The 25,878-nt window shown below is 46.8% G+C and carries 22 protein-coding genes and 1 pseudogene; 7 read left to right on the top strand and 16 right to left on the bottom strand.

Translation table 11 applies throughout. The features are described from left to right. Positions 1–190: 190 nt before the first annotated feature. Together LX69_RS01165 and LX69_RS01160 are read left to right on the top strand one after the other, a co-directional pair. Positions 191–3,052, top strand: coding sequence for a ligand-binding sensor domain-containing protein (locus tag LX69_RS01165; protein WP_146260597.1), 2,862 nt, complete (start codon positions 191–193; stop codon positions 3,050–3,052). 168 nt (positions 3,053–3,220) lie between these two features. Then, positions 3,221–3,760 (top strand): hypothetical protein, encoded by a 540-nt coding sequence (locus LX69_RS01160; protein ID WP_146260596.1) that lies wholly within the window; start codon positions 3,221–3,223, stop codon positions 3,758–3,760. Between the two features lie 198 nt (positions 3,761–3,958). On the opposite strand, the gene LX69_RS01155 is transcribed toward LX69_RS01160, so the two are convergent. The 3 genes and pseudogenes from LX69_RS01155 to LX69_RS18100 all read right to left on the bottom strand — a co-directional run. Further along, positions 3,959–5,485, bottom strand: coding sequence for a helicase HerA-like domain-containing protein (locus LX69_RS01155; protein ID WP_111443953.1), 1,527 nt, complete (start codon positions 5,483–5,485; stop codon positions 3,959–3,961). A 482-nt stretch (positions 5,486–5,967) separates the two neighbouring features. Then, the gene (locus tag LX69_RS18105; RefSeq protein ID WP_245934909.1) at positions 5,968–6,141 is read right to left on the bottom strand and encodes a helix-turn-helix transcriptional regulator; all 174 of its coding nucleotides are present in this window, start codon (positions 6,139–6,141) and stop codon (positions 5,968–5,970) included. Between the two features lie 184 nt (positions 6,142–6,325). After that, positions 6,326–6,478: pseudogene (locus tag LX69_RS18100) on the bottom strand (type II toxin-antitoxin system RelE/ParE family toxin); the annotation flags it as partial. Between the two features lie 354 nt (positions 6,479–6,832). Between LX69_RS18100 and LX69_RS01140 the strand changes: the two are divergent. After that, positions 6,833–7,123: a hypothetical protein gene (locus LX69_RS01140; RefSeq protein WP_111443952.1), complete on the top strand. Its 291-nt coding sequence runs from the start codon at positions 6,833–6,835 to the stop codon at positions 7,121–7,123. Between the two features lie 76 nt (positions 7,124–7,199). Next, positions 7,200–8,873, top strand: a complete 1,674-nt coding sequence (locus tag LX69_RS01135; RefSeq protein WP_111443951.1) for a nucleoside kinase — start codon at positions 7,200–7,202, stop codon at positions 8,871–8,873. A gap of 90 nt (positions 8,874–8,963) precedes the next feature. Here LX69_RS01135 and LX69_RS01130 read toward each other — a convergent pair whose 3' ends face one another. The 9 genes from LX69_RS01130 to LX69_RS01095 all read right to left on the bottom strand — a co-directional run bounded on the left by LX69_RS01130 (position 8,964) and on the right by LX69_RS01095 (position 19,441). Then, entirely contained in the window at positions 8,964–11,252 is a 2,289-nt protein-coding gene (locus LX69_RS01130) for a TonB-dependent receptor (protein ID WP_111443950.1), read from the bottom strand. A 40-nt stretch (positions 11,253–11,292) separates the two neighbouring features. Continuing rightward, positions 11,293–12,183: a DUF4249 family protein gene (locus LX69_RS01125; protein ID WP_111443949.1), complete on the bottom strand. Its 891-nt coding sequence runs from the start codon at positions 12,181–12,183 to the stop codon at positions 11,293–11,295. 197 nt (positions 12,184–12,380) lie between these two features. Next, positions 12,381–12,986: a hypothetical protein gene (locus LX69_RS01120; protein ID WP_111443948.1), complete on the bottom strand. Its 606-nt coding sequence runs from the start codon at positions 12,984–12,986 to the stop codon at positions 12,381–12,383. A gap of 72 nt (positions 12,987–13,058) precedes the next feature. Next, the gene (locus tag LX69_RS17480; protein ID WP_146260595.1) at positions 13,059–13,289 is read right to left on the bottom strand and encodes a hypothetical protein; all 231 of its coding nucleotides are present in this window, start codon (positions 13,287–13,289) and stop codon (positions 13,059–13,061) included. 186 nt (positions 13,290–13,475) lie between these two features. Then, positions 13,476–13,943, bottom strand: coding sequence for a hypothetical protein (locus LX69_RS01115; RefSeq protein ID WP_170124179.1), 468 nt, complete (start codon positions 13,941–13,943; stop codon positions 13,476–13,478). Positions 13,944–14,396: 453 nt separating this feature from the next. Then, positions 14,397–15,788, bottom strand: a complete 1,392-nt coding sequence (gene lpdA / locus LX69_RS01110) for a dihydrolipoyl dehydrogenase (protein ID WP_111443946.1) — start codon at positions 15,786–15,788, stop codon at positions 14,397–14,399. 254 nt (positions 15,789–16,042) lie between these two features. Beyond that, a complete protein-coding gene (locus tag LX69_RS01105) occupies positions 16,043–17,140 on the bottom strand; it encodes a TlpA disulfide reductase family protein (protein WP_111443945.1) in 1,098 nt (365 codons plus the stop codon). A 21-nt stretch (positions 17,141–17,161) separates the two neighbouring features. After that, the gene (meaB, locus tag LX69_RS01100) at positions 17,162–18,289 is read right to left on the bottom strand and encodes a methylmalonyl Co-A mutase-associated GTPase MeaB (RefSeq protein ID WP_111443944.1); all 1,128 of its coding nucleotides are present in this window, start codon (positions 18,287–18,289) and stop codon (positions 17,162–17,164) included. A gap of 66 nt (positions 18,290–18,355) precedes the next feature. Beyond that, the gene (locus LX69_RS01095; RefSeq protein WP_111443943.1) at positions 18,356–19,441 is read right to left on the bottom strand and encodes a DUF1573 domain-containing protein; all 1,086 of its coding nucleotides are present in this window, start codon (positions 19,439–19,441) and stop codon (positions 18,356–18,358) included. A gap of 580 nt (positions 19,442–20,021) precedes the next feature. Between LX69_RS01095 and LX69_RS01090 the strand changes: the two genes are divergently transcribed. Together LX69_RS01090 and LX69_RS01085 are read left to right on the top strand one after the other, a co-directional pair. Continuing rightward, the gene (locus LX69_RS01090; RefSeq protein WP_111443942.1) at positions 20,022–21,230 is read left to right on the top strand and encodes a M20 metallopeptidase family protein; all 1,209 of its coding nucleotides are present in this window, start codon (positions 20,022–20,024) and stop codon (positions 21,228–21,230) included. A gap of 176 nt (positions 21,231–21,406) precedes the next feature. After that, positions 21,407–21,574: a DUF362 domain-containing protein gene (locus LX69_RS01085; protein WP_111443941.1), complete on the top strand. Its 168-nt coding sequence runs from the start codon at positions 21,407–21,409 to the stop codon at positions 21,572–21,574. Between the two features lie 52 nt (positions 21,575–21,626). Here LX69_RS01085 and LX69_RS01080 read toward each other — a convergent pair whose 3' ends face one another. The 4 genes from LX69_RS01080 to sucC form a co-directional block, all read right to left on the bottom strand. Further along, on the bottom strand, positions 21,627–22,163 hold the full coding sequence (locus LX69_RS01080; protein ID WP_170124178.1) for a 5-formyltetrahydrofolate cyclo-ligase: 537 nt from the start codon (positions 22,161–22,163) through the stop codon (positions 21,627–21,629). A 2-nt stretch (positions 22,164–22,165) separates the two neighbouring features. Beyond that, entirely contained in the window at positions 22,166–22,957 is a 792-nt protein-coding gene (locus LX69_RS01075) for a nitrilase-related carbon-nitrogen hydrolase (protein ID WP_111443939.1), read from the bottom strand. A gap of 1 nt (position 22,958) precedes the next feature. Next, a complete protein-coding gene (locus LX69_RS01070; protein ID WP_111443938.1) occupies positions 22,959–23,960 on the bottom strand; it encodes a gliding motility protein GldB-related protein in 1,002 nt (333 codons plus the stop codon). A gap of 70 nt (positions 23,961–24,030) precedes the next feature. Beyond that, positions 24,031–25,230, bottom strand: a complete 1,200-nt coding sequence (gene sucC, locus LX69_RS01065) for an ADP-forming succinate--CoA ligase subunit beta (protein ID WP_111443937.1) — start codon at positions 25,228–25,230, stop codon at positions 24,031–24,033. 84 nt (positions 25,231–25,314) lie between these two features. Between sucC and LX69_RS01060 the strand changes: the two genes are divergently transcribed. After that, entirely contained in the window at positions 25,315–25,842 is a 528-nt protein-coding gene (locus LX69_RS01060) for an RNA methyltransferase (RefSeq protein ID WP_111443936.1), read from the top strand. Positions 25,843–25,878 lie beyond the last annotated feature (36 nt).

Here is a 25,878-nt window from a genome sequence, read left to right as displayed (position 1 = left end):
TTATTTTGTTGCGCCATGCGTTTAAATAACAAAGCAGATAACTCAAAGAGTTATATAGTAGTTTTCAATGAATATTATCACCATCAGGCCACCACACCAATTTCATCTTTTTTAACTAATTTCGGCTCACCTCCCCCTCCCTGCTGTTCCACTCGCGCACTGTTATCAACCATCCACATCGCCCCCGCCCATGAGAACGATAGTCCTGTTATGCCTGATGCTGATGGCCGGCCTGCCGGCCATGGCTCAATGGAACCTGAAGCTGACCAACTTTACCAAAGCCGACTACGGCTCGGGCGCCCAAAACTGGGGTGCCCGGCAGCATGCCAACAACTGGCTTTATTTTGCCAATAACTATGGCGTGCTGGAGTTCGACGGCATCCACTGGACCACCTACCCGGTGAGCAACTACAGCAACGTGCGCGCCATCGAGATTGACAAAAACGGGCGCATCTATGGCGGCGGATACAACGAGTTTGGCTTTTACACCCCCGACGACAAAGCCCATCTGCGCTACCACTCCCTATCGACCTCACTCCCACCCCACCAAAACGCCTTTGGCAACGTGTGGCAAATCATGGCCATCGACGAGGCCGTCTATTTCCAAACCGACTACGCCATCTACAAGCATCTGGCCAATGAACCGCTCAGCATGACGTCATCGACCCATAAAATCGACTTTACCACGGCCATCAATGGCACCATTTACATGGCCAACGCCGGGGGCATCTTCATCCTTTCGGGAACCAACTTTTTTGCCCTGCCCAACACCGAGGGATTTACCCACAAACGCATCTGCGGCCTGGTGGCCAACCCCGACGGCAGCCTGCTGGTGGCCACTAAAAACGACGGTCTGTACCTTTACCACCAGAACCGCTTGGAGCGCTGGAGTACCCCAGCCGACACGCACATCAAGGGCAACACCTTTTTTTGTATGGCCGCCCACGACAACACCCTCGCACTGGGAACCATTCAAAACGGCCTCGTGGTGATGAACCGCGACGGCTCCTCGCCCCGTTTCATCAACCATCAGGCAGGACTGCAAAACAACACCGTGCTGGGACTCACCTTCGACAAGAACGGCGACCTGTGGCTGTCGCTCGACAATGGCATCACCCACGTGTCGCTCACCTCGCCCCTCACCAGCCTGTATGGGCAAACCAACTCGCGCGGCGCAGGGTACACGGCGCTGGTGAAAGACAACCGACTGTACATTGGCACCAACCAGGGCGTGTTTGTTGCACCCTGGCCGGTGCCGGTGACCGAAACGCCCCGTCAATTCCCGGCCATCGACAACCTCACCGGGCAGGTGTGGACGCTCGACGACATTGACGGCACGCTGTTTTGCGGCCTCGACCAGGGCGCTTTTATCATTGAAGGAACCACCGCCCGTCGCATCAGCGGGGATGCCGGCTTTTGGATGTTTCGTAAATATCTGCCAAACCCCAAATGGATATTGGCCGGCAACTACAACGGCTTTTATGTCATCACCCAAAAAGATGATCAGTGGGTGGTGAAAAAAATTGAAGGTTTTGACGAATCGGCCCGCCTGTTTGAACAGGACAACGACGGCTCGGTGTGGATGAGCCACGGACTCAAGGGTGTGTACCGATTCCGTTTTGACGACCGGCTCGACAAGGTGGTATCGACCGAGTTTTACGGCATTGACGAAGGCTTTCCCGAAAACACCAACATCTCGGTCTTCAAAATACAAAACCAAATTGTCTTCACCACCTCCAAAGGCATCTACCGCCTAAACCCCACCACACGGCGCATGGAACCACACACCACGCTCAACCGGCAGCTCGACGGCAACCACTTTTACGCCAAACTGCACGACCCGGGCGACGGCTCAAACGAACTGTGGTACCTACGCGACAACCATCTGGAGATAAAAGACGTACGCACGGGCAACGCCCAGCGCACCGCCATCGAAGAGGGCATGCTGTACGGCTTCGAAAACCTCCGCATTCTCAATCGCGAAACGGCCATCGTGGGTCACGAAAATGGGTTCAGCCTTTTTAACCGCAGCCACATCATGCCCCATCGGCAGGGCTTTGCCAATACCATTCGCAAGGTGTACACCACCACGCCGCACGACTCGCTGGTGTGGGCGCTCAGCAACCTGGCTCCCGATGGGCGTGATTTGACAATCCCTTACCTCCACAACTCACTGCGCATCGAATGCATTACGGCCCCTTTTGGCAGCGACCCGCAAGTGGGCACCTCGTACCGGCTGCTCCCGACCGACGACACCTGGCTGCCCCTGCCGGCATCGGGAATGAAGGAATTTACCGGACTGCGCGAAGGGGATTACCGGTTTGAATTGCAGTCGGTGCACCGGGGCAACAAAACCACCAACACCACGTCGATCGCCTTCACCGTTTTGCCCCCCTGGTATCGCACCACAGCCATGTACCTGGCTTACCTCACCATTGTGGCCACCCTCCTGTATCTGATTTATTACCTCATCGGGCAACGCATTCGCCAAAATCGCATGGAAGTGGAGACCGTAAAAAACCATCAAATGGAAGAGCAAAAAGCCCACTTTATGCAGGATGCGCACGAGCGCGAAAAAGAAATCATGCAACTGCAGGCCGACAAGCTGCAATACGAACTCAAAGGCAAATCGCAGGAACTGGCCAACACGGTGATGAACCTGGTGCGCAAAAACGAAATACTCAACGACATTACCGTGGAACTGCAAAAGAGCTGCACGGCCGAAACACTCGAGTCGGCTCGCTCGCGCTTGCGAAAACTGCAAATCAAAATCAAAGAAAACATTGAGCACGACGATGACTGGAAACGCTTTGAGGAGAACTTCGACATGGTGCACGACAACTTTATGAAACAATTGAGCGAACGATTTCCACAACTCACCAAAAGCGAAAAAAAGCTATGCGCCTACCTGCGACTCAACCTGGTGTCGAAGGACATTGCCCCGCTGCTCAACATTTCGGTGCGTGGGGTCGAAATCAGCCGTTATCGCCTGCGCAAAAAACTGGACTTGCCACGCGACACCAACCTGACCGATTACTTACAGAATATGTGAGGGAGGAAAGGGTGGAGAAGTGGAAGAGTTTAGGAGTGGAGAGGTAATAAAAAAAACATCATGACAGTCGTCAAGCCAAACTCCCAAGGATAATGAAAACCATCCATAATCTTGCGACCTGACTCTCACATCTTGATACTTGCGTCTTGATACTTGATAACATACCGCATGCAACATTTAAAACAAAACACCCCAAAATCCTCCCTGAGAAGATTAAGGGGCTTGCCCCTCGCCCTGACAACGCTATGGATGGCCTCCGGCTGTGCGATACTGAATCGTCAAGCACCCAAAGCCTGCAACGACAACACGTGGCACCGCGCCAACCTCACCCACTACGTGTCGTACCCCGAGCCGGGCAGTCCCGAGTGCGTGGAGTACAACGGCTGCACCTGGGCGGGGCAGTTTGCCTTTGTGCAGGGTCAGCAAACGCCCGAATGGGTGCAATCGCACAACATCATCGCCATCCACTCGAAACATGGCCATCAGTACCGCCTCAAAACACTCCGCATCCGCCAGGGCGAACACGTGATTGACGCGGTGGTGTACGACGTGTGCTCCGACAAGGACTGCAACGGCTGCTGCACCCGCAACGCCAACGAAAATGGCATCGGTTTCCTCATCGACATGGAGATACACACCCTGCAACGATTTGGCGGATCGGATGGCGTGGTGGAGTGGCAGTGCGTGGAGGAGGAAGACGTGGAATAGTTGATGGGAGGAGGAGGAGTTCAAAATAGACAGCATCCGATTGGGGATACCCATTGCGATTGAACGATTGAACCGTGTTTCAAAGTTATTAGGCCACACGATGCAATAGTGCGGCAACGCAAAGGGTCTTTCATCATCTCATCATCAGGCATCTTCTTCTTGACTATACAATATTGAAAGGGCCATCCCCCCCCCCTCTCACCTCAACACCTTGCTCAAAATACCCAACACACCCCTGATGACGGTGGGGCTGGTGAGCACCTTGATGAGCGGATCGACGGGCTGACGCGATGAGCCGGTGCCGCGCGTGGTGGTTTTGGACTGACGGGCTTCGTCGCGGTTCTGTTTTTCGCGGGCGGCCTGCTGCTCGTTGGCGGTCATTTTAGCGCTCAGCATCTCAAAGGCGCTCTCGCGGTCGATGACCTGCCCGTATTTTTTCACCAGTTTGGAGGAGCTGTTGATGTGAGACATTTCGGCATCGGTAAGAATGTCCATGCGGCTCATGGGCGCCCTAAGCATGGTGGCGGCCAGGGGCGTGGGGATGCCCTTTTCGTTGAGCACCGTCACCAGCGCCTCACCCGTTCCCAACTGCGTGAGCACCTCATCGGTTTGGTAGTAGGGCGACAGGGGGTAATTCTCGGCCGTGAGCTTGATGGCCTTGCGATCCTGCGCGGTGAAGGCCCTCAGGGCGTGCTGCACCTTCATTCCCAACTGCCCCAGCACCCCGTTGGGCACATCCGTGGGGTTTTGCGTCACAAAATACACCCCGATGCCCTTGGAGCGAATCAGCTTCACGATGTTTTCAATCTGCTCGAGCAACGTGTCGCTGGCCTGACTAAAGATGAGGTGCGCCTCGTCGATGAAAATAACCAGCTCGGGCTTGTCGGCATCGCCCCGCTCGGGCATTGTGCTGTAAAGCTCGGCCAGCAGGCTCAGCATAAAGGTCGAAAACAGCTTGGGTTTGTCCTGAATGTCGGTCAGGCGCATGATGTTGATGTAGCCCAGGCCGCGCTCATCAAAGCGCATCAAATCGGCCACATCAAACGACAACTCACCAAAAAAACGGTCGGCCCCCTGCTGCTCCAGCTCAATGACTTTGCGCAAAATGGTTCCGGTAGATGCCGTGGAGAGTTTGCCATACTCCTTTTCGATGTCGGCACGGCCATCGTCGGTGATGAACTGAATCACCTTTTTAAAATCCTTGAGGTCGAGCAGGGGCATGTGATGATCGTCGCAATACTTAAAAATGATGGCCACGATGCCGGCCTGAGTGTCGTTGAGATCGAGAATGCGCGAAAACAGCACGGGGCCAAACTCCGACACGGTGGCCCGCAAGCGTACCCCCTCTTGCTGCGAAATGGTGAGCAACTCCACCGGGAAGCCTTGCGTGGCATAGGGAAGGCCAATTTTGGCATGGCGCTCGGTGATAAAGGGCTTTTCGGTGCCCGGCATGGCCACACCGCTCAGGTCGCCCTTCACGTCCATCAGCAACACGGGCACCCCTTGCAGCGACAACTGTTCGGAGATGACCTGAAGTGTTTTGGTTTTACCCGTTCCGGTGGCGCCGGCAATGAGGCCGTGGCGGTTCATGGTTTTCAGGGGCACGCGCACATGGGCATCGGCCAACGGTTCGCCGTCGAGCATGGCCGCGCCCAATATGATGTGGTCGCCCTTACAGGCATATCCGTCGGTAATATGTTTCAGAAATTCGTCTTTCGTGCTCATAATAGGATGATGTTTCGGTTTTTTGAAAGTTTGCAGGATGCAAGTTAAAAGATTTTTGCTTGCGGCACGATGGCTGTGTTGTTGAATGACTGGATTGAAACGCAGAAACGCTAAGGAGATTGAAGCACAACAGAAAAGCATCGACCCGGCAAATGAACTAATCCAATCCGATTGAAGCTTGCGACGCAGTCGCGAGAGCCAATTAATTCCCATTGGAGCTTGCGACGCAGTTGCAAGGGATAATTTCATTCATTTGGAGCTTGCGACGCAGTCGCGAGGGACAATTGAATTCATTTGGAGCTTGCGACGCAGTCGCGAGCATCAATTTAATCCCATTGGAGCTTGCGACGCAGTTGCGAGGGCCAATTTAATCCCATTGAGGCTTGCGACAGAGTCGATAGCCTCAGATAGGGTGGATAAAGGCCATCGACACAGCTGAACACTCAAAATAATGCGGGTTATCGATGGGTGTGTCAATCAAACTATGCAATGTGTACAGTCTGATCAAGCAACTCAATATTAAAATTGATTTTGGCATTAAGCGCTTTAAAAACCTTTAAAATGGTTTCAAAACGGGCATCGGTCAAACTGTTTTCAATCTTCGAAATTTGAGATTTCTGAACACCAATGAGTTTTCCTAGTTGTTCCTGAGTCAGATTCCGTTCTTTTCGGGCTTTTTTAATGGCTTCCCCTAATAAATCCAGTCGTAGTTCGTTTCAAAACGGTCTCTTTTAGGCGTTCCCTTCTCGCCGATATATTTATTGGTCAATTCATCAAGACTGATGGTTTTCATGGTATCTATAGTCATGGCTCAACGGTTTTTTTTGTTCAAAATAGGCTTTACGAATATTCTCGACTTTTCTCAATTTCGGACTTGGGCACTTTGTCGGTTTTCTTAATTATTCCGTGCGTCGAAATGACCACAGTATCTGTTGCGTTGGTTTTATCCCAAAATGCAAACAGTCGGACATAACGTTTACTAAACAATGTTCGAAACGCCCATACTTAGCCCGAGAGCTTCTTAAATAATTCAGGATCTTGAATCATCCGGGCTTTATGAATGTTATAAATCACTTTGTCCCGTGATTTCTCATCAAGACTATCGATGAACACCAATGCCTGGTCCAGTATCTCAACCTTAAATCGTCCGGTCACTTTTCTTTTTCATACAAAGATAGATGTGTCCCTTGCAGGAAACAAGCTTTCGTAGGCCTTACAGTAAAGCGTCATTCATTGGCCTTCGCCAAACAATGGGGCATCTTTACAAACGCCTCATTCACTTAACCCGTCCCGCATTATGATTATTCTATTATCTTTACCCGCTCATCAACCTAAACCCCACGTTATATGCCACAGAACCTCCCCTCCGGATTGATTAAAGAACTGGAAAACTACATTTTCAACAGCAGCAAACTGGTCGCCATCAAGACCTATAAAGAACACACCGGCTGCGATCTGCGACATGCCAAAAAGGTCATCGATGCCATGGAAGCGAAACTTCGCCAATCGCATCCCGACAAATTCACCTTTCGCGTCGTATCGTACGAGAAAAAGAAAAATGGCTGCATGAAACCGTTGGCCATCGCCCTCTGTGGCCTGGTTGCCGCATTGGCATTGATCCTGATTTGGCAGCTTTGAGGCACCGCTCATGCCCACAATCCAACGGATTGATATATCTTTAAGACGCTTTACGCCTTAATTTAAACAGAACAACATGACGCAACAGAAAATCAAAATCAAGTGTTTGAACAACAACACCACCAAAAGCTACCATAAATCTGTCACCCTTCGGGAGATTGCCGACGACCAACACATTCAGCTCAAAGCCCCCATATTGGGCGCGCTGGTCAACAACCACATGGCCGACCTCGCCTACGAAGTGTATCATCCCAAACAAATCCGCTTTGTGGACGTGACTCACCCCGACGGCATGCGCATGTACATGCGAAGCCTCTGCTTTGTGCTTTATAAGGCAGTGAACGATCTGTTCCCTGGCGCCAAACTCACCATCGAGCACTCGGTCTCCAAAGGCATCTACTGCGAAATAAAAAAGGACGACCGCAAGGAAATCGACATTCAGGAGGTGTTTGCCATCGGCCAGCGCATGCGCGAAATTGTGGAGATGAACATCCCCTTTATCAAAGATCAGCGCGAAACCAACGAGGTCATCGACATTTTAGAGGCGCAACACCTCACCGACAAATCGGACATCCTGCGGCATCGCGGCAAAATGTACACCTCCTTTTACTGGCTCGACACGCTGGCCAACCACTTTTACGGCTACCTGGTGCCATCCACCGGCTACCTGCAGGTGTTCGACCTTAACAAATACTACAAAGGCATGCTGTTGCAACTGCCCCGCACCGACAACCCCGAGGAGGTGGCCGAACTCATCATTCAGGATAAGATGTTCGACATATTCCGCGAACACGCCCAATGGAACCGGGTGCTCAACATTACCCACGTGGGTCACCTCAATCAGGCACACAACGGCAAAAGCGAAACCATCATCAAGGTATCGGAAGCACTGCACGAGAAAAAAATCAGCCAGATTGCCGATAAAATTGCCAACCACCACAACAAACTCAAAATCGTGCTCATCAGCGGCCCTTCGTCGAGCGGCAAAACCACCTTTAGCAAGCGCCTGGCCATTCAGCTGCTCGTGTCGGGCATTGCCCCGGTGAACCTCTCGCTCGACAACTATTTTGTGGATCGCGAACACACGCCCCTCGATGAAAACGGCGACTACGACTTTGAGGCACTCGAGGCGCTGGACATCGACCTGTTCAACCAAAACCTCATTGACCTGCTCGACGGCAAAAAGGTGGAGATTCCCAAGTTTTCGTTCCAAACCGGCCAGCGCGTTTACGACGGCGAGGTGCTGCAACTGCACGAAAACAACATCCTCATCATCGAGGGCATTCACGCCCTCAACCCACAGCTCACGCACCTGATTGATGCCTCGGCCAAGTTCAAAATTTACATCTCGGCACTCACCACCATCAACCTCGACGACCACAACCGCATCAACACCACCGACAACCGCCTGGTGCGACGCATTGTACGCGACTACAAGTACCGCAAATACCCGGCTCAGGAAACCATTTCGCGCTGGCCCAGCGTGCGACGCGGCGAGGACAAGCACATCTTCCCCTTTCAGGAAGAGGCCGACGTGATGATTAACACCGCCCTGCTGTACGAACTGGCCGTGCTCAAGCCCCTGGTGGAACCCATTCTGCTGGAGGTGCAGCCCAACCAGCCCGAATACAGCGAGGCCAAACGACTGCTCAAATTCTTCAGCTATTTTAAACCCATCCTTCGAATCAACGAAATTCCGCCCACATCCATCTTGCGGGAGTTTGTGGGGGGAAGTAGTTTTTCGTATTAATAAAGTGTACTACTCCAAACCTTACAGGTTTTTTTAAAACCTGTAAGGTGTATAGCAAAAAAGGAAGGCCACAAGGACCTTCCTTTTACATTAAAACACCCGTTTAAATAACACATAGGGCATCAACGGAAATAAAGTCATCTGCTTGTATCCGTTTTTGCCATCATTATAAACCAGATATGGGTTCTGCTGATTGTACACATTATAAACACCTAATGTCCAGGATCGAGATCCCCTCTTTTTATACAGCGTTGTTTGGTAAGAAACATCCAGCCGATGATAATCAGGCATCCGCATGTTATTAGGGCCATCATACTGATCTAAACGCGACAAATCATAATCGTATGCCTTTTCACCCACAAAAGGATAAGCGCCCTGTATCTGAGAAGATGGCAGCATAAATGGAGCACCCGACCGAAATGTAAACGACGTAGAAACGTCACGACTCACCCTCTCATTCTTAACCAATTGAACCGACGATGAAAGCGTTAAGTCGTGACGACGATCGTAATCAAAACTGAACCAGTCACCATGATAGTAGACATCAAATGCAGACATCGCTTTCGATAAAGTATACGAAAAACGAGAAGTGAAAACCCGCCCCGAATAATCAACAAGCAAATCCAGTCCAACAGCTTTACCCCTCCCCTGCACCACCATTTTTTCCCAATCGGCCGAAGCAAAAGCAGATGCCGGCACATCGTAAGCAGCCACTAAATTATCCATCTTTTTGACCCAACAATCCACATCGATGCGGATGGCAGATACCGGTTGATAAAGCGCACCAACAGACATCTGCCAGGCTTGCTGAGGTTTTAGCCGTTCGGTTGAAGGAACAAAGAAATAACCGGGCCATCCCATGGTGCTTTTCCGGATGGCATGCAACGGCTGATTCGTCATCATTGCCGATGCTTTTATCGACAAAAATGAAGTTGCCAAATAGGACAATGACATTCGAGGTTCAACCCCCCAATGCGTAAAAGCAGACGCCCCGGAATACTGTAACCTGACACCGGGATTAAATTGCCATGCACCCACGTGCCATTGATGATCGACATACCCTGCCACTTGCATTAATGAGATATGTCCGGACGACTGAACGGCATCCTGGCCTCCCAAACGCTGTTCAATCTCAGCGGGCTGAAAAAAACGAAACTGAGGTTCAATGCCACATGAGATTAGATGGTGACTGATTAAATGAAGATCGAGATGATAACGCATCCCCAACTCATCAAAACGAGAAAAACGGGAAGCACTATTATCAACGCCCCCGGATTGACTGGAGAATTTTTCATTGTCGTAATACGAACTGGCATGCAGTTGAAATCGCCCAAAAACAGATGGTGCCACCAAGTGATTCCAGCGAACAGAGGCCAAATGATTCCCCCAACCGAAGGAGAAATTACTTTTCTTACCTTCTGAATCGGAGTTCACATAAAACTTATCACCACCAATGTATAAACTCAAAAACAACTGATTGTGATTAGCAAACTTATAATTGAATTTTGCATTGACATCATAAAAAGAAATCCCCGGAAAGGTGGCACCCGCCAACACCAAATCAGCCCACGAACGACGTGCCGATAATAAAAAAGAACATTTTTCACGAGTAATTGGCCCTTCCACCAATAAAGATCCCCCCAAAGGACTCATTGTAAAACTGCCATTGTGCTTTGTATCGTTCCCCTCACGCACCATCACATCTACAACCGAAGACAAACGGCCGCCATATTGCGCTTCAATGCCACCTTTTTGAACCGTCACTTGCTGTATGGCGTCACTATTAAACAGCGACAACATTCCAAATGCATGATTTAAATTATAAACAGGAGCCCCGTCAAGTAACAAAAGATTTTGGTCAGCGCCTCCTCCTCGAACATAAATTTCACTACTCCCTTCTTTGCCTGCGGCAATACCGGGTAATGTCTGTAAAACTTTCATCAAATCAGGCTCACCTAATAAAACGCCTGCCCGTGAAAAATCAACACCCAACAATTGTAAATAACCGGCTTTAGTCCGGCTCAACAACCCCGATCTTTGACGAGCGACAACAACCGCTTCATCCATCACCACTCCGGGATATAAACGCAGCACTAAAACCGTATCCTGCAATAAATAAATCGAATCACAACTCAGCGCATAACCAACAAAAGATGCACCCAATTTATATTTCCCGAATGGGAGATTCATCGAAAAAAAACCATGAGCATTGGCAGAAGTTCCCACCTCCCCCCCATTGACATAAACACTTGTTCCGGGCAAAATTTCTCCGGATGTGGCGTCACGAACAAAACCACTGACTTTCACCTGTGATTTAAAATTCTGATGAACGAATAACAGCAACAATAAAACAGCAACAACACGAGCCGAACTTATCATATCACATAAAATCTCAATTGGAATAATCTTTTAGCAACAATTAATTAAAATGATAAGCCGCCACATTGTAACCGGCAAAAATTCCATACCCCCCATTCACATTAGAATATATTGTAATTGGCTGATAGGTAAAAGGCAAATCAGAAGACGGGGACCAATATTTTTGCAAAAAAGCCGCACGAAAATACTGGTCGTAATCGCAAGATGCAGTCACAACTGCAAACTGCGATTTCTTCATACTCACCCATGATGCCAAATCAATGCGATTCACATCGAACACCAAAAGAGATGTAGAAAGGCGAATGAAATAATCATAAGAAAACGAATACCCTCCTTGCGCATCAAAATTTAACGACCTATTGAAATTATCACACAACGCACTATTGCTATATAACATCATGGGTTGTTCATTGAGCGATTCATCAACATTGCGCTCAGTGACAAACAACCAAATCCCGGAAGCATGTAAATCCGGGCGCCCCAACTGAAGCTGATAGTTATCAATCCCGCCAAAGTCTCCTTTAATCTTTTCATAATTTAACTCAACTGCCGGATCAAACGGAATGATCGTATTTGCAGTAATTGTCCCTAAGGATGGAATACTCACATCCACCCGATAACGACTCCCCGCCTTCAGAACTGAATCGAGAGAATACTGCCCATCCCCCAAAGATGTGGCAAGACCCAATAAAACAGAATCCTCCCACAATACAACCCTGGCGTCATCAATCACAGGAAAATCATTGGTACTGGACGATGAAACAGGCCAACTTAACCCAAGTTTAAAAGTGCTGTCAGCAGCCAGTAAGGAATGAACAACAGGCAACTTCTGCCCCTCCGGAAAATCACCATTATAAGCACTCTCACAAGCACTAGGCAATACTCCCACAAATAGACAGGCATTTAACCATCTAAAAAACAACCCCTTCATCAATCGTTTAATTTTTCAATTCAAAAGAATACAGGTAAATAAATCCGTTAATGACTAATTGATAAAATCATCGAATATTACGCCATCAATATCAGCTCATGTAAACAGCACAGCACACAAATCAAACCGCAGAAAAAAAAATGATAATCGAACCTTGCAAGCGACTATTTAAAGATAATTACAACCACGCACTGACATTATCTACCATCTCCAACACGCTTATTTAAGGGAATATATAAGCTAAACTGAATACTTCTAAGCTTATATCGCTGATGAGGATATCTGTATTCCTGAATAACTTCGCCATCGCTCCCCCAAACAGAAGTATCATCATACCTCTCAGTATTAAAACTATGCTGATAACAAAGGGAAGCTTTAAAAAAATTAAAATCATAATACATCCCTATCAAACCCGAATGATCTATGTGATTCACAGTACTGGTTTCTTTATCTAACAAATAACTAAACGAATAACCGACGACAGGCCCCCAACGCTTCATCATGCCATACGACACGGTCAATGGAATTGATCCATAAACGATCGATTGACTACAATCGTGGTGTAATATTTTTCGGGAAACATTAGGCAACGACAACCGGGCACCAGCTGACAACTGCCACCTTGACCAAATATGCCATTCGTATTTATACCCGATAAAATATCCAAAATCCGCCGTCTGACTTTCATCGTCACGGACATGATCATACCAACTATAATTAACACCTCCCTCCAGGCCATTCGTATCCTGAGCTAAACCAACCTGACATAGCAAAACAAGAACAATCCAAATATATTTAACCATACAACTATCGTTAATAATAATCTACACATAAAAACATGAGGTGCTAAATCATAGCACCTCACAGATATTTATTTAATAATTCCAAATTGGCGCAAGAGACAAAGTACAAGCTTCACTCTCAACAAAACTATTTCCAAAAACTAAAAATGAATATGCTTTACCTTGTTCACGCACAAAATATTTATGCAAATACTCTACATCTCCCCCCGTGTATCTTTCTGGCAATACTTCATCGTTATAATAATTTTCTCCATAGTTCCGACTACTTGCAAAATAAACCGCATTTCTTCCTGTATTCTTCACTCTTTTTAAAGATGAATTATTAATCCATCCTCTCCACCAAGAGTGCTTCTGTGAGGAAACGTATAAATGCACAAAATTTCGATGTTCCAACTCCTCTAGCAAGCATATCAATTGTCGATCCTTAGACCGAAACTTTTTACAATAATCTAAATCATCTCCATATGATTTCAACCCACAATCCATTGATTATATTCGATTCATCAACGAATCAGACTTATAACTCCGGATTTCATTTCCCACTTTTACATCACCATTAATATCAACAACCTGAGAATAAAACATTTTATCCAATGGCACATAAAAAGCCTGATCGTTGGTATTCGGTTCCCAAAAAAAAACGAAATCATCATAAACACTTCGAACTTCATAAAACCCCTCTTCATCTTCAACCTGCTCAAGTTCGCTTGTGATACGATCGCAAAGAGTTTGCATAGATTCAAAATTATTATCTACTTCCCATTCTGCTCGCACATCTGAGCTCATTGATGAAAGCGCAATAATACCATCATACATCATTGAATCATTGGGGAAAGACAACATTCCGTCAACAATCTCAATTTTTGCAACTGATTCAGGTATTTCCGACATGCTAGAATCAATTGTATTTTTATCACTTTCTTTCTGCCAAGAAAGTGCTACTAAAAACAGTGACATCAAACTCAATTTCGAAAAAAATCTCATAATTTTACAGTTCATTGGGAGCTGCAACTCCCGATTATTATTAAATTCTATTTCAGCCCCTGATTCGGTAACGAGGAGGGGGCTTTTTTTTATCCCCGCAACAACAAGCTACTTTACTTCACCTGTGTTGACAACAATATTATCATTTACATTGCAATTATAAATTAAATATTCAACATGAAAAATAAATTTCTCAAAAAAAAAAAATAACCAGACCTATATACTCTGATTAACTGACTAATACAACACAAAAATCAGAACACTGTCTTTATTAATAAAACACAACCATCATAACTACATCATACACAAAAGCAACAATACTCACAACACAACAACAAAAAAGGAAGGCCACAAGGGACCTTCCTTTTTCATTGTCAAACACTAAACTGAATCGGCAAAAATCTATCTGAAAAACACGGAAAAACGTCAAATATGAATCACCTCGCCATAGGCCGCTGCGGCAGCTTCCATAATGGCTTCGCTCATGGTGGGGTGCGGATGTACGGCCTTGATGAGCTCGTGACCTGTAGTCTCGAGCTTGCGGGCGGTGACCAGTTCGGCGATCATCTCGGTCACATTGGCGCCTATGAGGTGAGCGCCGAGCAGTTCGCCATATTTGGCATCAAAAATCAGCTTCACAAAACCATCTTTTTGCCCTGCCGCACTGGCTTTGCCAGACGCCGTGAACGGAAATTTGCCCACTTTAATGTCGTAGCCCTTTTCTTTGGCGACTTTTTCGGTCATGCCTACCGAGGCCACTTCGGGCGTGGTGTAGGTACATCCCGGTATGTTGCCGTAATTGAGGGGCTCGGGCTTGAGGCCGGCAATTTTCTCAACACAAATTATGCCTTCGGCAGATGCCACATGCGCCAGAGCCTGTCCGGCCACAATGTCGCCAATGGCGTAAACGCCATCCACGCTGGTGCGGTAAAACTCATCGACTTTCACTCGCCCTTTATCAACGGCAACGCCCACCGCTTCAAGGCCGATGCCCTCGAGGTTAGGCGTAATGCCCACCGCCGACAGCACCACATCGGCCTCAATCTGCTGCTCGCCACTTTTACTCTTCAGCGTCACCTTCAATTTATCACCCGAAGCATCCACTGCGGTCACCTCGGTTGAGGTGTGCACATCAATACCCACCTTTTTAAAGGAACGCGCCAACTGTTTCGATACCTCGTCATCCTCCAAAGGAACAATATTATCGAGATACTCCACCAGAGTCACTTTGGTGCCAATGGCGTTGTAGAAATAAGCAAACTCACTGCCAATGGCACCGGAACCCACCACCACCATCGTTTGGGGCTGCTTGTCGAGGGTCATGGCCTGGCGGTATCCAATGATGCGCTTGCCATCCTGAGGCAGGTTGGGCAACTCGCGACTGCGTGCCCCGGTGGCCAGCACGATGTGTTTAGCGGTCACCTCTGCTTTGCTGCCGTCGGCCCGGGTCACTTCCACCACTCCCTTGCGGAGCAGTTTACCAAAGCCGGACACAATGTCGATTTTGTTTTTCTTAAACAAAAACTGAATGCCCTTGCTCATGCCATCGGCCACATCGCGACTGCGTTTCACCATGGCAGCAAAATCGGGCTTCACACTCCCGCTCACCTCAATACCATAATCGGCTGCATGGGTCAAATACTCAAACACCGACGCACTTTTGAGGAGCGACTTGGTGGGAATGCATCCCCAGTTGAGACACACGCCGCCCAGCTCGGCTTTTTCAATCACACCCACTTTCATTCCCAGTTGTGAGGCGCGTATGGCAGCCACATAACCACCAGGCCCGCTTCCGACAACCACCAGATCAAAATTCATATCATTATTTTTTTAATAACACATCAATAGCCCAAGGATCGAGAATGATTTTCCATCACCCTCACATCATCAGATTCATGTAAATAACAATCGTTTCGACGGTTTGTTTGCCGGGAGGTTCATTTCAATAATAAACGTCGCCACATCGGCATCTAAAAATGGACATTCCAACAAAGCCATCCACGGCTCGCAACAGACAAAAAAAAAACCCCGGATGTTAAACCCGGGGCATCTATATCAATTGTCAAAAAAAATTACTTCAGCAATTCGGCCAATTTGTTCATCAACTCTTCACCACGCAAGTCACGGGCAACAATCACCCCCTCCTTATCGAGCAAAAATGTTGAGGGAATGGCACGAATCATATAAAGAATAGACGCAGCTCCGCTGTCATCACGCACTTGCGTCCAGGTGAGCTTATCTTCTTTCACGGCCTTCAACCACTCCTCTTCATTACGATCGGTAGAAACACTCAACACATCAAAGCCCTTTGACTTAAACTTGCTGTAAGCCTTTACCACGTTCGGATTTTCTTCGCGACAAGGACGACACCATGACGCCCAAAAATCCACCAAAACCACTTTCCCTTTGAATGATGAAAGAGCAACATCGGTTCCTTCGGCGGTTTTAAGCGTAAAATCGGGTGCTGCGTTACCCACTTCCAAGGCGGCAATGGCAGCAGCTTCTTTTTCCTTCATGTCAAGAATTTTCTTTAACTCGCCCACGTACACGTGATCGCCCAAAGAGGTTTCAAAAGCCGTGATTTTTTCTTTTAACTTTTCCACATCATAAGATGCCGAAAAACTCATGCACAACAAGGCACCAATGGCATTACCGGTGTTGGCTTCCATAAACTCACTGAAGTATTTCTCCTGTCCCTGCGAAATCTCCATGGCTTCGGCACGCAACGATTCCATTTTGGCTGCATCCTGTGTCATTTGTGCCTGCACAAAATCATTCTGAAGCGCTTTTTGACGCTCTAACCCGGGAATTTCTTTATTGAATTTTACAAACAAATCGGTCAATTCAGTTCCTTTAATCTCTGCCTTATCAATGCTGTCTTTCGACCCGCTGACATTAATGGTTCCCTCACTACCAAAGAACACCACAGGGGCTTGCTGGCCTTCAAACATCACAATCAACAACTGGGCATCCAGCGAGTCAACATGAAACTTAAACTTTCCACCTTTCACCTCCACGGTATCAATGGGTGTGGGCGTGCCCGATTCCAACACATTCAGCACCGCCTTGGTATCGGCAAGCCCCTGAATGTTGCCCGAAATATTAACGCCCTTCTCTGCACAGGCGCCAAGCATCATCAAAGCCGCCGCACCCAAAATAAACTTTCTCATTCGCTAATTTTTAATTGATTATTATTTGTCAATATTCTGAAAATACAAATCCAACAGTTCACGGGCGGCTTCAAAGGAGCTGGTCTCGTTATGCTTTACCCGATGCTGATAGGTATGCAACAGCTCCTTAATTTTCGGATGATGAAAAAAATGGTGCTTTAATTGCTCATCGATGGTCTCGTACATCCAATAGGAAGACTGGCTGTTACGATTCGATTTAAAAAAGTGATTCCCTTTGGTGAGCGACACATAATCGAGAACCATGTTCCACATCTCATCAATTCCCTGATGATTGAGTGCTGAACAGGTTTTCACCAAAGGCGTCCAGCCCGATCGCGAAGGCGGAAAAAGATGCAACGCACTGGTGTATTGCGCCTGTGCTTGCTGAGCTTTTACCACGTTGCTTCCATCAGCTTTATTGATGGCAATGGCATCGGCCATCTCCATAATGCCACGCTTGATGCCTTGCAACTCGTCACCGGCACCAGCCAGCATGATCAATAAAAAGAAATCGACCATCGAATGCACCGCAGTTTCAGACTGTCCCACTCCAACGGTCTCGATGATGATGTGATCGAATCCGGCTGCTTCGCACAACACAATGGTTTCGCGTGTCTTACGAGCCACGCCCCCCAATGATCCAGCCGATGGTGAAGGACGGATATAAGCATTCTTTTCAGCCGAGAGTAACTCCATCCGGGTCTTATCACCAAGGATGCTCCCCTTTGATCGCTCACTGCTGGGGTCGATGGCCAACACAGCCAACTTCCCCCCCTGACGAATGATGTGCATCCCCAGCGACTCAATGAAAGTACTTTTTCCAGCACCGGGAACCCCCGTAATGCCCAAACGAATGGAACGACCGGCATGGGGCAAACACTTCTCAATCACCTGACGCGCAATCACCTGATGTTCGGTTCGAGAACTTTCAACCAAAGTCACAGCACGGCTTAAGATGGTGATATCGCCGGCCAAAATGCCGGTTACATAATCGTCGACCGAAAGCTGCGAACGACGGATATTTAAAAAACGTTGCGTTGCCTCCACACTCACCGGTGGCGGTGCCGGAATACCTTTATTCACACTCAGCCCCTTAAATTGAGGGTTGTTTTCAATATGATCGTGAGAATCGGAATGTTGTGTTGTCACAAATTACAATCTAAATGAACAAAAAGGGCTTCGCCCAACATGAGACGAAGCCTTCATACGATTCAATTATTTAACCACCTCTGCTGTAAACTGCAAAATTGTGGTGGATGCCGTGGGGTCATTCGTAATGACGGTAATACCTTTTGATTGACGACCGGTACGGCCTTTCGAATCAAATTCTGCCTTAATAGATGTTGACTCACCGGGAGCTAACATCATTTTTGCAGGCTGCACGGCCGTGCAACCACATGAGGCTTTGACCTTACGTATAATCAAATTGGACTTGCCCACATTCTTCAACTCATAATTATGAGTCACTTTAGTTCCTTCTTTTATTTGACCAAAGTTAAATGATTTATCCGCAAACTCAGCCTTAGGGGCACTGGCCAATTCCTGAGGGGTCAACACAGAATAATCTTCTTCGATGGTCGCACTCACACTCAATCGATTGTTGTTCATATCCTTTACACCATCAACCAAAACAAACACCATGTCGGACACAAACCCCCAATCGTTCTTCTTTGACGCATCAAATGTAGCGGTAATGACACCGGTTTCCTGAGGTTTCAGTTCCGCGGGTTGCGCCACAAGAGTCAAATGTGCGGGAACCCTTTCAAAACTAATTTTGATTGGCTTATCCGATGTATTAATCATTTCCAATCTCTCAACCTTTTGAGTTCCAGGAGCCACTCGCGTCATTGACAGATGACCGGCTTTCAACCGAAGAGCCCCCATGGCTTTTGGATAAATATCCTCTACTGTTTTAGCGCGGGGTATCACATTACCTGTGATACGAAGAATCACTGATGACTCCTGAGCATTAGAGGCCACGGTAATGGTCTTATTAAATGGACCTGGACGATTGGCCGGATCGTAAGTTGCTTTTACAAATCCCTTACCTCGGGGAGGGATTGGAGTGCGTGACCAATCGGGTGCTGTGCAACCACACGATGCGGTCACATTATGAATCACCAGAGGTTGACCTCCGCTATTGGTCAATTCAAACGAATACGCAGTACGACCCGCTTCTTCTTTGATATCACCGAAATCATGAACTGTTTCGCTGAATTTGATAAAGGGTTTAGATTGTTGCCCGGCAACAAAAAGTGTCGCCATTAATCCAAGGCCTAACGACATAACAACTTTTTTCATCTTTCTACAATTTATTATTAATGGTCTGATGGAACTCACCAATAGATATCTTCCTATTTAAGTAAGGGTAAACCATGGCTCATTCCACTTATTAATAGTTTATTATTTAATTCTTTTAAAACACTCAATCATTCACAAACATCACTAAGAAACACACATAGGGTATTACTGTAGAATATTCTTACAATGGGGTATTTTAAAGTCAAAAAAACGCTCATTCAAACTAACCAAATCAAAGAATCATCGGTTCAAGCAGATTTATTACCACAAAAAGGGAAGCGACTGAAGAAAATCACATCACATCAAATGCTTAAACATACTTATTCAACCCTGGCTATGTCACTTTACTCTCACACAAAGCTAAGAAAATATATCTCATCACTCCGTAAAAGCCCCTCTCTTTTCGTTCATTTTGCTCATCAATCAATTACAAGGCACGAGTTTCTCAAAACACAAAAGCATCAACAGATATCCTCTCTTGGTACAATAATGCCATCAAGGCAGACAAGAATTGTATAACAAGCCATATCTTTGAACGCATCATTTAAACACAAATACCTAAAACAACAAAATCCCTACCATGGCAATCATTGAGACAATAAAATCACTGGCACAACAATACAATGCAGACACGTTGGCCATTCGCCATCATCTGCACCAACACCCCGAACTCTCGTTCGAGGAAAAAGAAACAGCCGCATTTGTTTGCAGCAAACTCACCGAATACGGCATCCCCTTCCGCAGCGGATATGCCGGACATGGCATTGTGGCAGAAGTGAAAGGTCAAAATCCACATAAACGCATCATTGCCCTGCGCGCCGACATGGACGCGTTGCCCATCACCGAAAACACTGAAGTTCCGTTCAAATCGATCAACCAAGGGGTGATGCATGCCTGCGGTCACGATGCCCACACGGCATCTCTACTGTTGTCAGGGCGCATTCTCAAACAACTCGCCAACGAGTGGGAAGGCACAGTGTTGCTGATTTTTCAACCCGGAGAAGAAAAATTCCCCGGAGGCGCCAAACTCATGATGGAACAGGGAGCACTGGATAATCCAAAACCTGAACTCATCATCGGCCAACACGTCTTACCCGACATGCCAACAGGACATGTTGGCTTCAAAGAAGGCATCTACATGGCTTCGGGCGATGAAGTGCACATCACCATACACGGTAAAGGAGGCCACGCCGCAATGCCACACTCCCTCACCGACTCGGTGCTCATCGCGTCACATGTGGTGGTGGCTTTGCAACAAATTGTGAGCCGTGTGATCCCGGCCAACATTCCATCGGTGCTCTCGTTCGGTAGGTTTGTGGCCAACGGCGCCACCAATGTAATTCCCGAAAAGGTTGAAATATCAGGCACACTGCGCACCATGGACGAAAAATGGCGCGCCGTGGCCAAACAAAAAATACGCGACATCACCACCGCCATCACCCATAGCATGGGCGCCACTTGCGACATCCTGATTAACGACGGCTACCCAATGGTGTTCAACAACGAGGCTTTGACCCAACATCTTTCTGCCTTCGCAAAAAAATACCTGGGCGACCAGCAAGTCGAAACCATGGATATCCGCATGACAGCCGAAGATTTTGGCTACTACACTCAGCAATATCCCTGCTCATTTTATCGTTTTGGCGTGAAACAGCCCGATGGAACTACCGGGTCGCTGCACACACCCATTTTCAACCTCAACGACAAGGCATTGATGACATCAGGTGGCCTCATGGCGTGGCTGGCCATTGCCACCCTCAAAGACACCCAGAACTTCGTAAAACAATAGCACCGGTTCAACACCTATTTACGCCACTCACTAAAAAGACTCTGGCATTCAAAGAAATGACATGCCATCATTATTTAAATCAGATACAAATTACCTGAATCACTCCAAAGGTCTTTTATTTATTCAAAAACCCCATTATTTTTGTTTTTAGTTAAAAACCTAAAAACAATACAAAAATGGCATACGTAATTAGTGACGATTGCATCGCATGCGGAACTTGCATCGACGAGTGTCCTGTTAACGCAATCAGCGAAGGTTCTATCTATAAAATTGATGCAGACGCATGTACTGACTGTGGTAGCTGTGCTGATGTTTGCCCCACAGAGGCAATCCACCCTGCATAATTAGCAACCGAAAAATGTTTAAAGAGGCATCCCATTGGGGTTGCCTCTTTTTTTACGATGAAATCACCCTATCCATCAGCACATCATGATCGTCAACCGGAATTGAATCATAAAGTTGCTCTTTAAAACATATTCCGATCTTACGGGCATTCACCAAGCGCGCCAATAAACGGTCGTAATACCCCTTCCCCCGCCCCAAACGATTCCCTTTACCATCAAAAGCTCTTCCCGGAACTACCACCAAATCAATCAATTCATCATCTGGAACAAAACCATTTGTGGGCTCTCCCACTCCAAAACGGGCATCAGGTCGCAAATCGTCATCTAAATGATATTGCCTTATTTGCAAGTCATCCCCAACCATAACGGGTAAATATACAGTTTTATACAGCGCCCATTTCTGAACTAACGGATGCGTCATCACTTCGTCGGGCAGTGCCCAATACAACAAAACATGCCTTGCGTTTCTAAAATCATCAGATTGCTCTAACGTCTCAAAAATTGCCTGACTTTTCCTAAGTCGGTCATCCTTAGAAATCAATTGAAGTCTCTCTCGAACCTCTTTACGGACTGAGTATTTATCTGGCATCATCATTCAAAATTACCGTACACATCCGTTCGACGATCATCAAGGGCATGATTTCGAGGCGTTACCTGTTTATCATCTGACAAACTTGGAGATATACCGGCAAATAAAACATGCTCCTGATCAGAACTTCCCGACACCATCACACTGCCTATGGGCGAACAAATAAGTGAACCACCGGTAAACAACAAATCGCGTTCCTTACCAATGCGATTGGCAGTCACCACGTAATAACGGTTTACCAAAGCATACGAGGGAACGACAGACTGACATGATGGCAACACCAAATTGGATGGATGACAAACGACCTGACCACCTTTCAAAGCCATCATGCGCCACACTTCGGGAAACATCCAATCAAAACAAATCAACATCCCCACGCGCCCTACCGGCGTGTCAAACACGTTAACGCCAAGATTACCCGGAGTAAATATGTCTTTCTCATCCCAAAAGAGATGCAATTTACGGTATAGATGAATCACGCCATCGGGCTGAACCAAAATAGACGAATTGAACAAATCATCACCATACCGCTCATTAAAACCACTGACAATGCAACAACCGTTAGTTTCGGCCTGCTGCTTTAGGAATTCGACAAAAGCACTGTCTTGCAATGTTCCAGCACAAGCCATCGCTTCATCGCGACACGAAAAACGGTAACCCGAAGAGGCCAACTCGGGCAATACCACCAAATCACTTTCCCATGCCGATTGAAAACGTTGACTCAGCAACTGAATATTGGCAGCCACATCCCCCAGAATGGGTGCAAACTGAACAATGCAAACTGTTTTATCCATGCTAAGGCCTATAAGCAGAGCGTGATAAAATCAATCGGGCATCCGACTGGCTCATCAATTCACGAAGTGTCAAGTGCTTATGTTGCGACACAAACGATTGAATGAGGCGATACCCTATAAAAATGGCAGCATGACCGGGAGAGTCCTGGCCAAAATGAGCCGTAAAAGGTGCATCACCGGTATATTTTTGGATCAACATGCGGTCAGTACTGAACAAGTGCTTATTCTCCACCATTGTCGACCACATTTGCGATTCATGGTCATTGCACCACTCCAATTCATATTCAGAATAATCAAACAACAATGAATCATGTATTTCAGGCACCATTTGCTGAACAAACCAAGCCACTTTTCCTTGATAAACCATGTGATTCAGCACATCGTCAACAGAATCGTTATAAGGAAATTCAGTCATGGCAATGGCTTTCATCAAATCGGGAACTAACTTTTGAGGAACCATCTTTCGGCGAAGATACACCGGATAAGAAAGCCACTCATAAAACACACAAGATTCTCCTAAGTACTTCTCAATGCTTACCCCCACAAATCCGGAATCAACCACCATTGACTGGTTAAAACCCGACAGATGCAAATAAACATCGGGAATGATTGCATCTTCAAAATAGTAACGATAATGACGAAAAGCATCATGCATCTGTGCCTGCAAAGAGGTCAAATCAGCAAACGCGACCTTGCAGGTATCATACACTTCCTTATTGGGTGGATAGTCCAGAAAACTCTTTAAATTCAATGCAAAGTCGGGCGCATCTACATCCCCGACCCGAATCACGCCCATACAATAAGCATCAAAAAATCGACCATAGGTTTGTCGCAACATGGGCAAACGAGCTTCAATACTATCGAGGGGAGTGCCATGAAGTGATTCGTAGAAAGGAATCAAACGAAAATCGACTGTAACGCTGCTGACATCCGGCCCTTTACGGCAGGAATACCATCCACCGGCAAACGTGACAATTAAAAGAAAAATCTTAATGTGTTTCATCCTTCATCCTTTTTAATGGTGAACCACAAATTTAAAAGGAGTTTGCCAACAACCTGCTTATAGAATGAATTTAATCTGACTGTCCTACCAAATCATTCACCAAATGCGCTGCTTCATCAAGGGTTATGGCCGAAAACACTTTTAGCCCCGATTGATCAATAATCTCTTTGCCTTCGCGTGCATTGGTCCCCTGCAGACGAACAATAATGGGAACAGGAATTGCACCCAATTGCCTGCATGCTTCCACAATTCCAGCTGCCACACGGTCACATCGTACAATGCCCCCAAAAATATTCACCAACACCGCTTTCACACGCTCATCGCTTAAAATAATGCGTAATCCGGCCTGTACAGTGGCAGCACTGGCGCCACCTCCCACATCCAAAAAATTGGCAGGACGACCGCCGGCCAACTGTATCATATCCATCGTGGCCATAGCCAAACCGGCACCATTGACCATACATCCCACATTACCATTTAGCTTTACAAAATTCAAATGATGACGAGATGCTTCCACCTCCGCCGGATCTTCTTCTGTCAAGTCTCGCAAATGATCATAATCAGTATGTCGAAAAAGGGCATTGTCATCAACGGTCATCTTAGCATCGACTGCCAAAATATGGTCATCAACAGTTTTTACAACCGGATTAATTTCGATCAATGACGCATCCGATTGCTCATAGGCAATCACTAATTTTTTTACAAAAACAACCATATTGCTAAAAGCCAAACCGGACAAACCCATGCGGAATGCTATTTTGCGAGCTTGAAAATCGAGCAATCCCATTCCGGGATATATGATTTCACGGAATAACTGGTCGGGCTCACTTACAGCAACAGCCTCAATATCTACCCCCCCGCGAGGCGAATAAACCAACATATTCTGCCCTGTTGTGCGATTTAACAACACACTCATATAAAATTCACGAATAGCAGAAATATTGTCACCATACACATCCGGCGCAATCAAAACCTTCAATACAGTCTTTCCATGAACACCGGTTTGTGGCGTTACTAAATTCATGCCCAGCATTGAACGAACAAGCTCAGCGATATGATGCTCAGAAGTTGCCAATTTCACACCTCCTCCTTTCCCCCTTCCGCCTGCATGAATCTGAGCCTTTACCACCCAACGCTCACATCCGGTCATGCTTTTAACCATACGCGCTGCATCGATGGCCGAATCTTCCGAATCGGCAACAATTCCACCTGGAACCGCTACCCCATATTGCTTAAGAATTTCTTTTGCCTGATATTCGTGTAGGTTCATCTTTCAAATATTTTGCATTCAACAACACAACCAAATTGTAAACTGAACGATTACTTTTGTGTCAACAAACAGAGAGACACCAAAATGAGAAAATTACACCTTACAGAATTAAACAGATTATCGTTAAAAGAGTTTAAAGAATCGGAGAAATTCCCCATTGTGGTCATTCTCGACAACATACGCAGCTTACACAATGTCGGCAGCATCTTTAGAACATGTGATGCACTCAGGCTCGAAAAAGTATTTTTGTGCGGTATCACGGCCACCCCACCACACAACGAAATCCACAAATCAGCTCTGGGTGCCGAAGATGCCATGGACTGGGAATACGTTGAAAAAACCGAAGACGCTGTGACCCGGCTAAGAGAGCAAGGATACATCATTTGCAGCGTCGAACAAGTCGAAAACAGTACCATGCTCACCGATATCAATGCTTTTCCCAATAAAAAATATGCATTTATCATGGGTAACGAAGTCAAAGGCATTCAACAACATGTCATCAACATGAGCGACTACTGCATTGAAATTCCTCAATACGGAACTAAACATTCCTTTAATGTATCGGTAAGTGCAGGAATTGTTTTATGGGAAATTTTTAAACAAATACATTAAAGGCGAATTACATTGCAATCAAAAATATACAAAAGC

It is taken from the genome of Breznakibacter xylanolyticus (genome assembly GCF_003254275.1).
GTDB classification, from domain to species: domain Bacteria; phylum Bacteroidota; class Bacteroidia; order Bacteroidales; family Marinilabiliaceae; genus Breznakibacter; species Breznakibacter xylanolyticus.
Note: the sequence above shows the minus strand (reverse complement) of the source record. Positions and strands in the feature narration are given on the sequence as shown.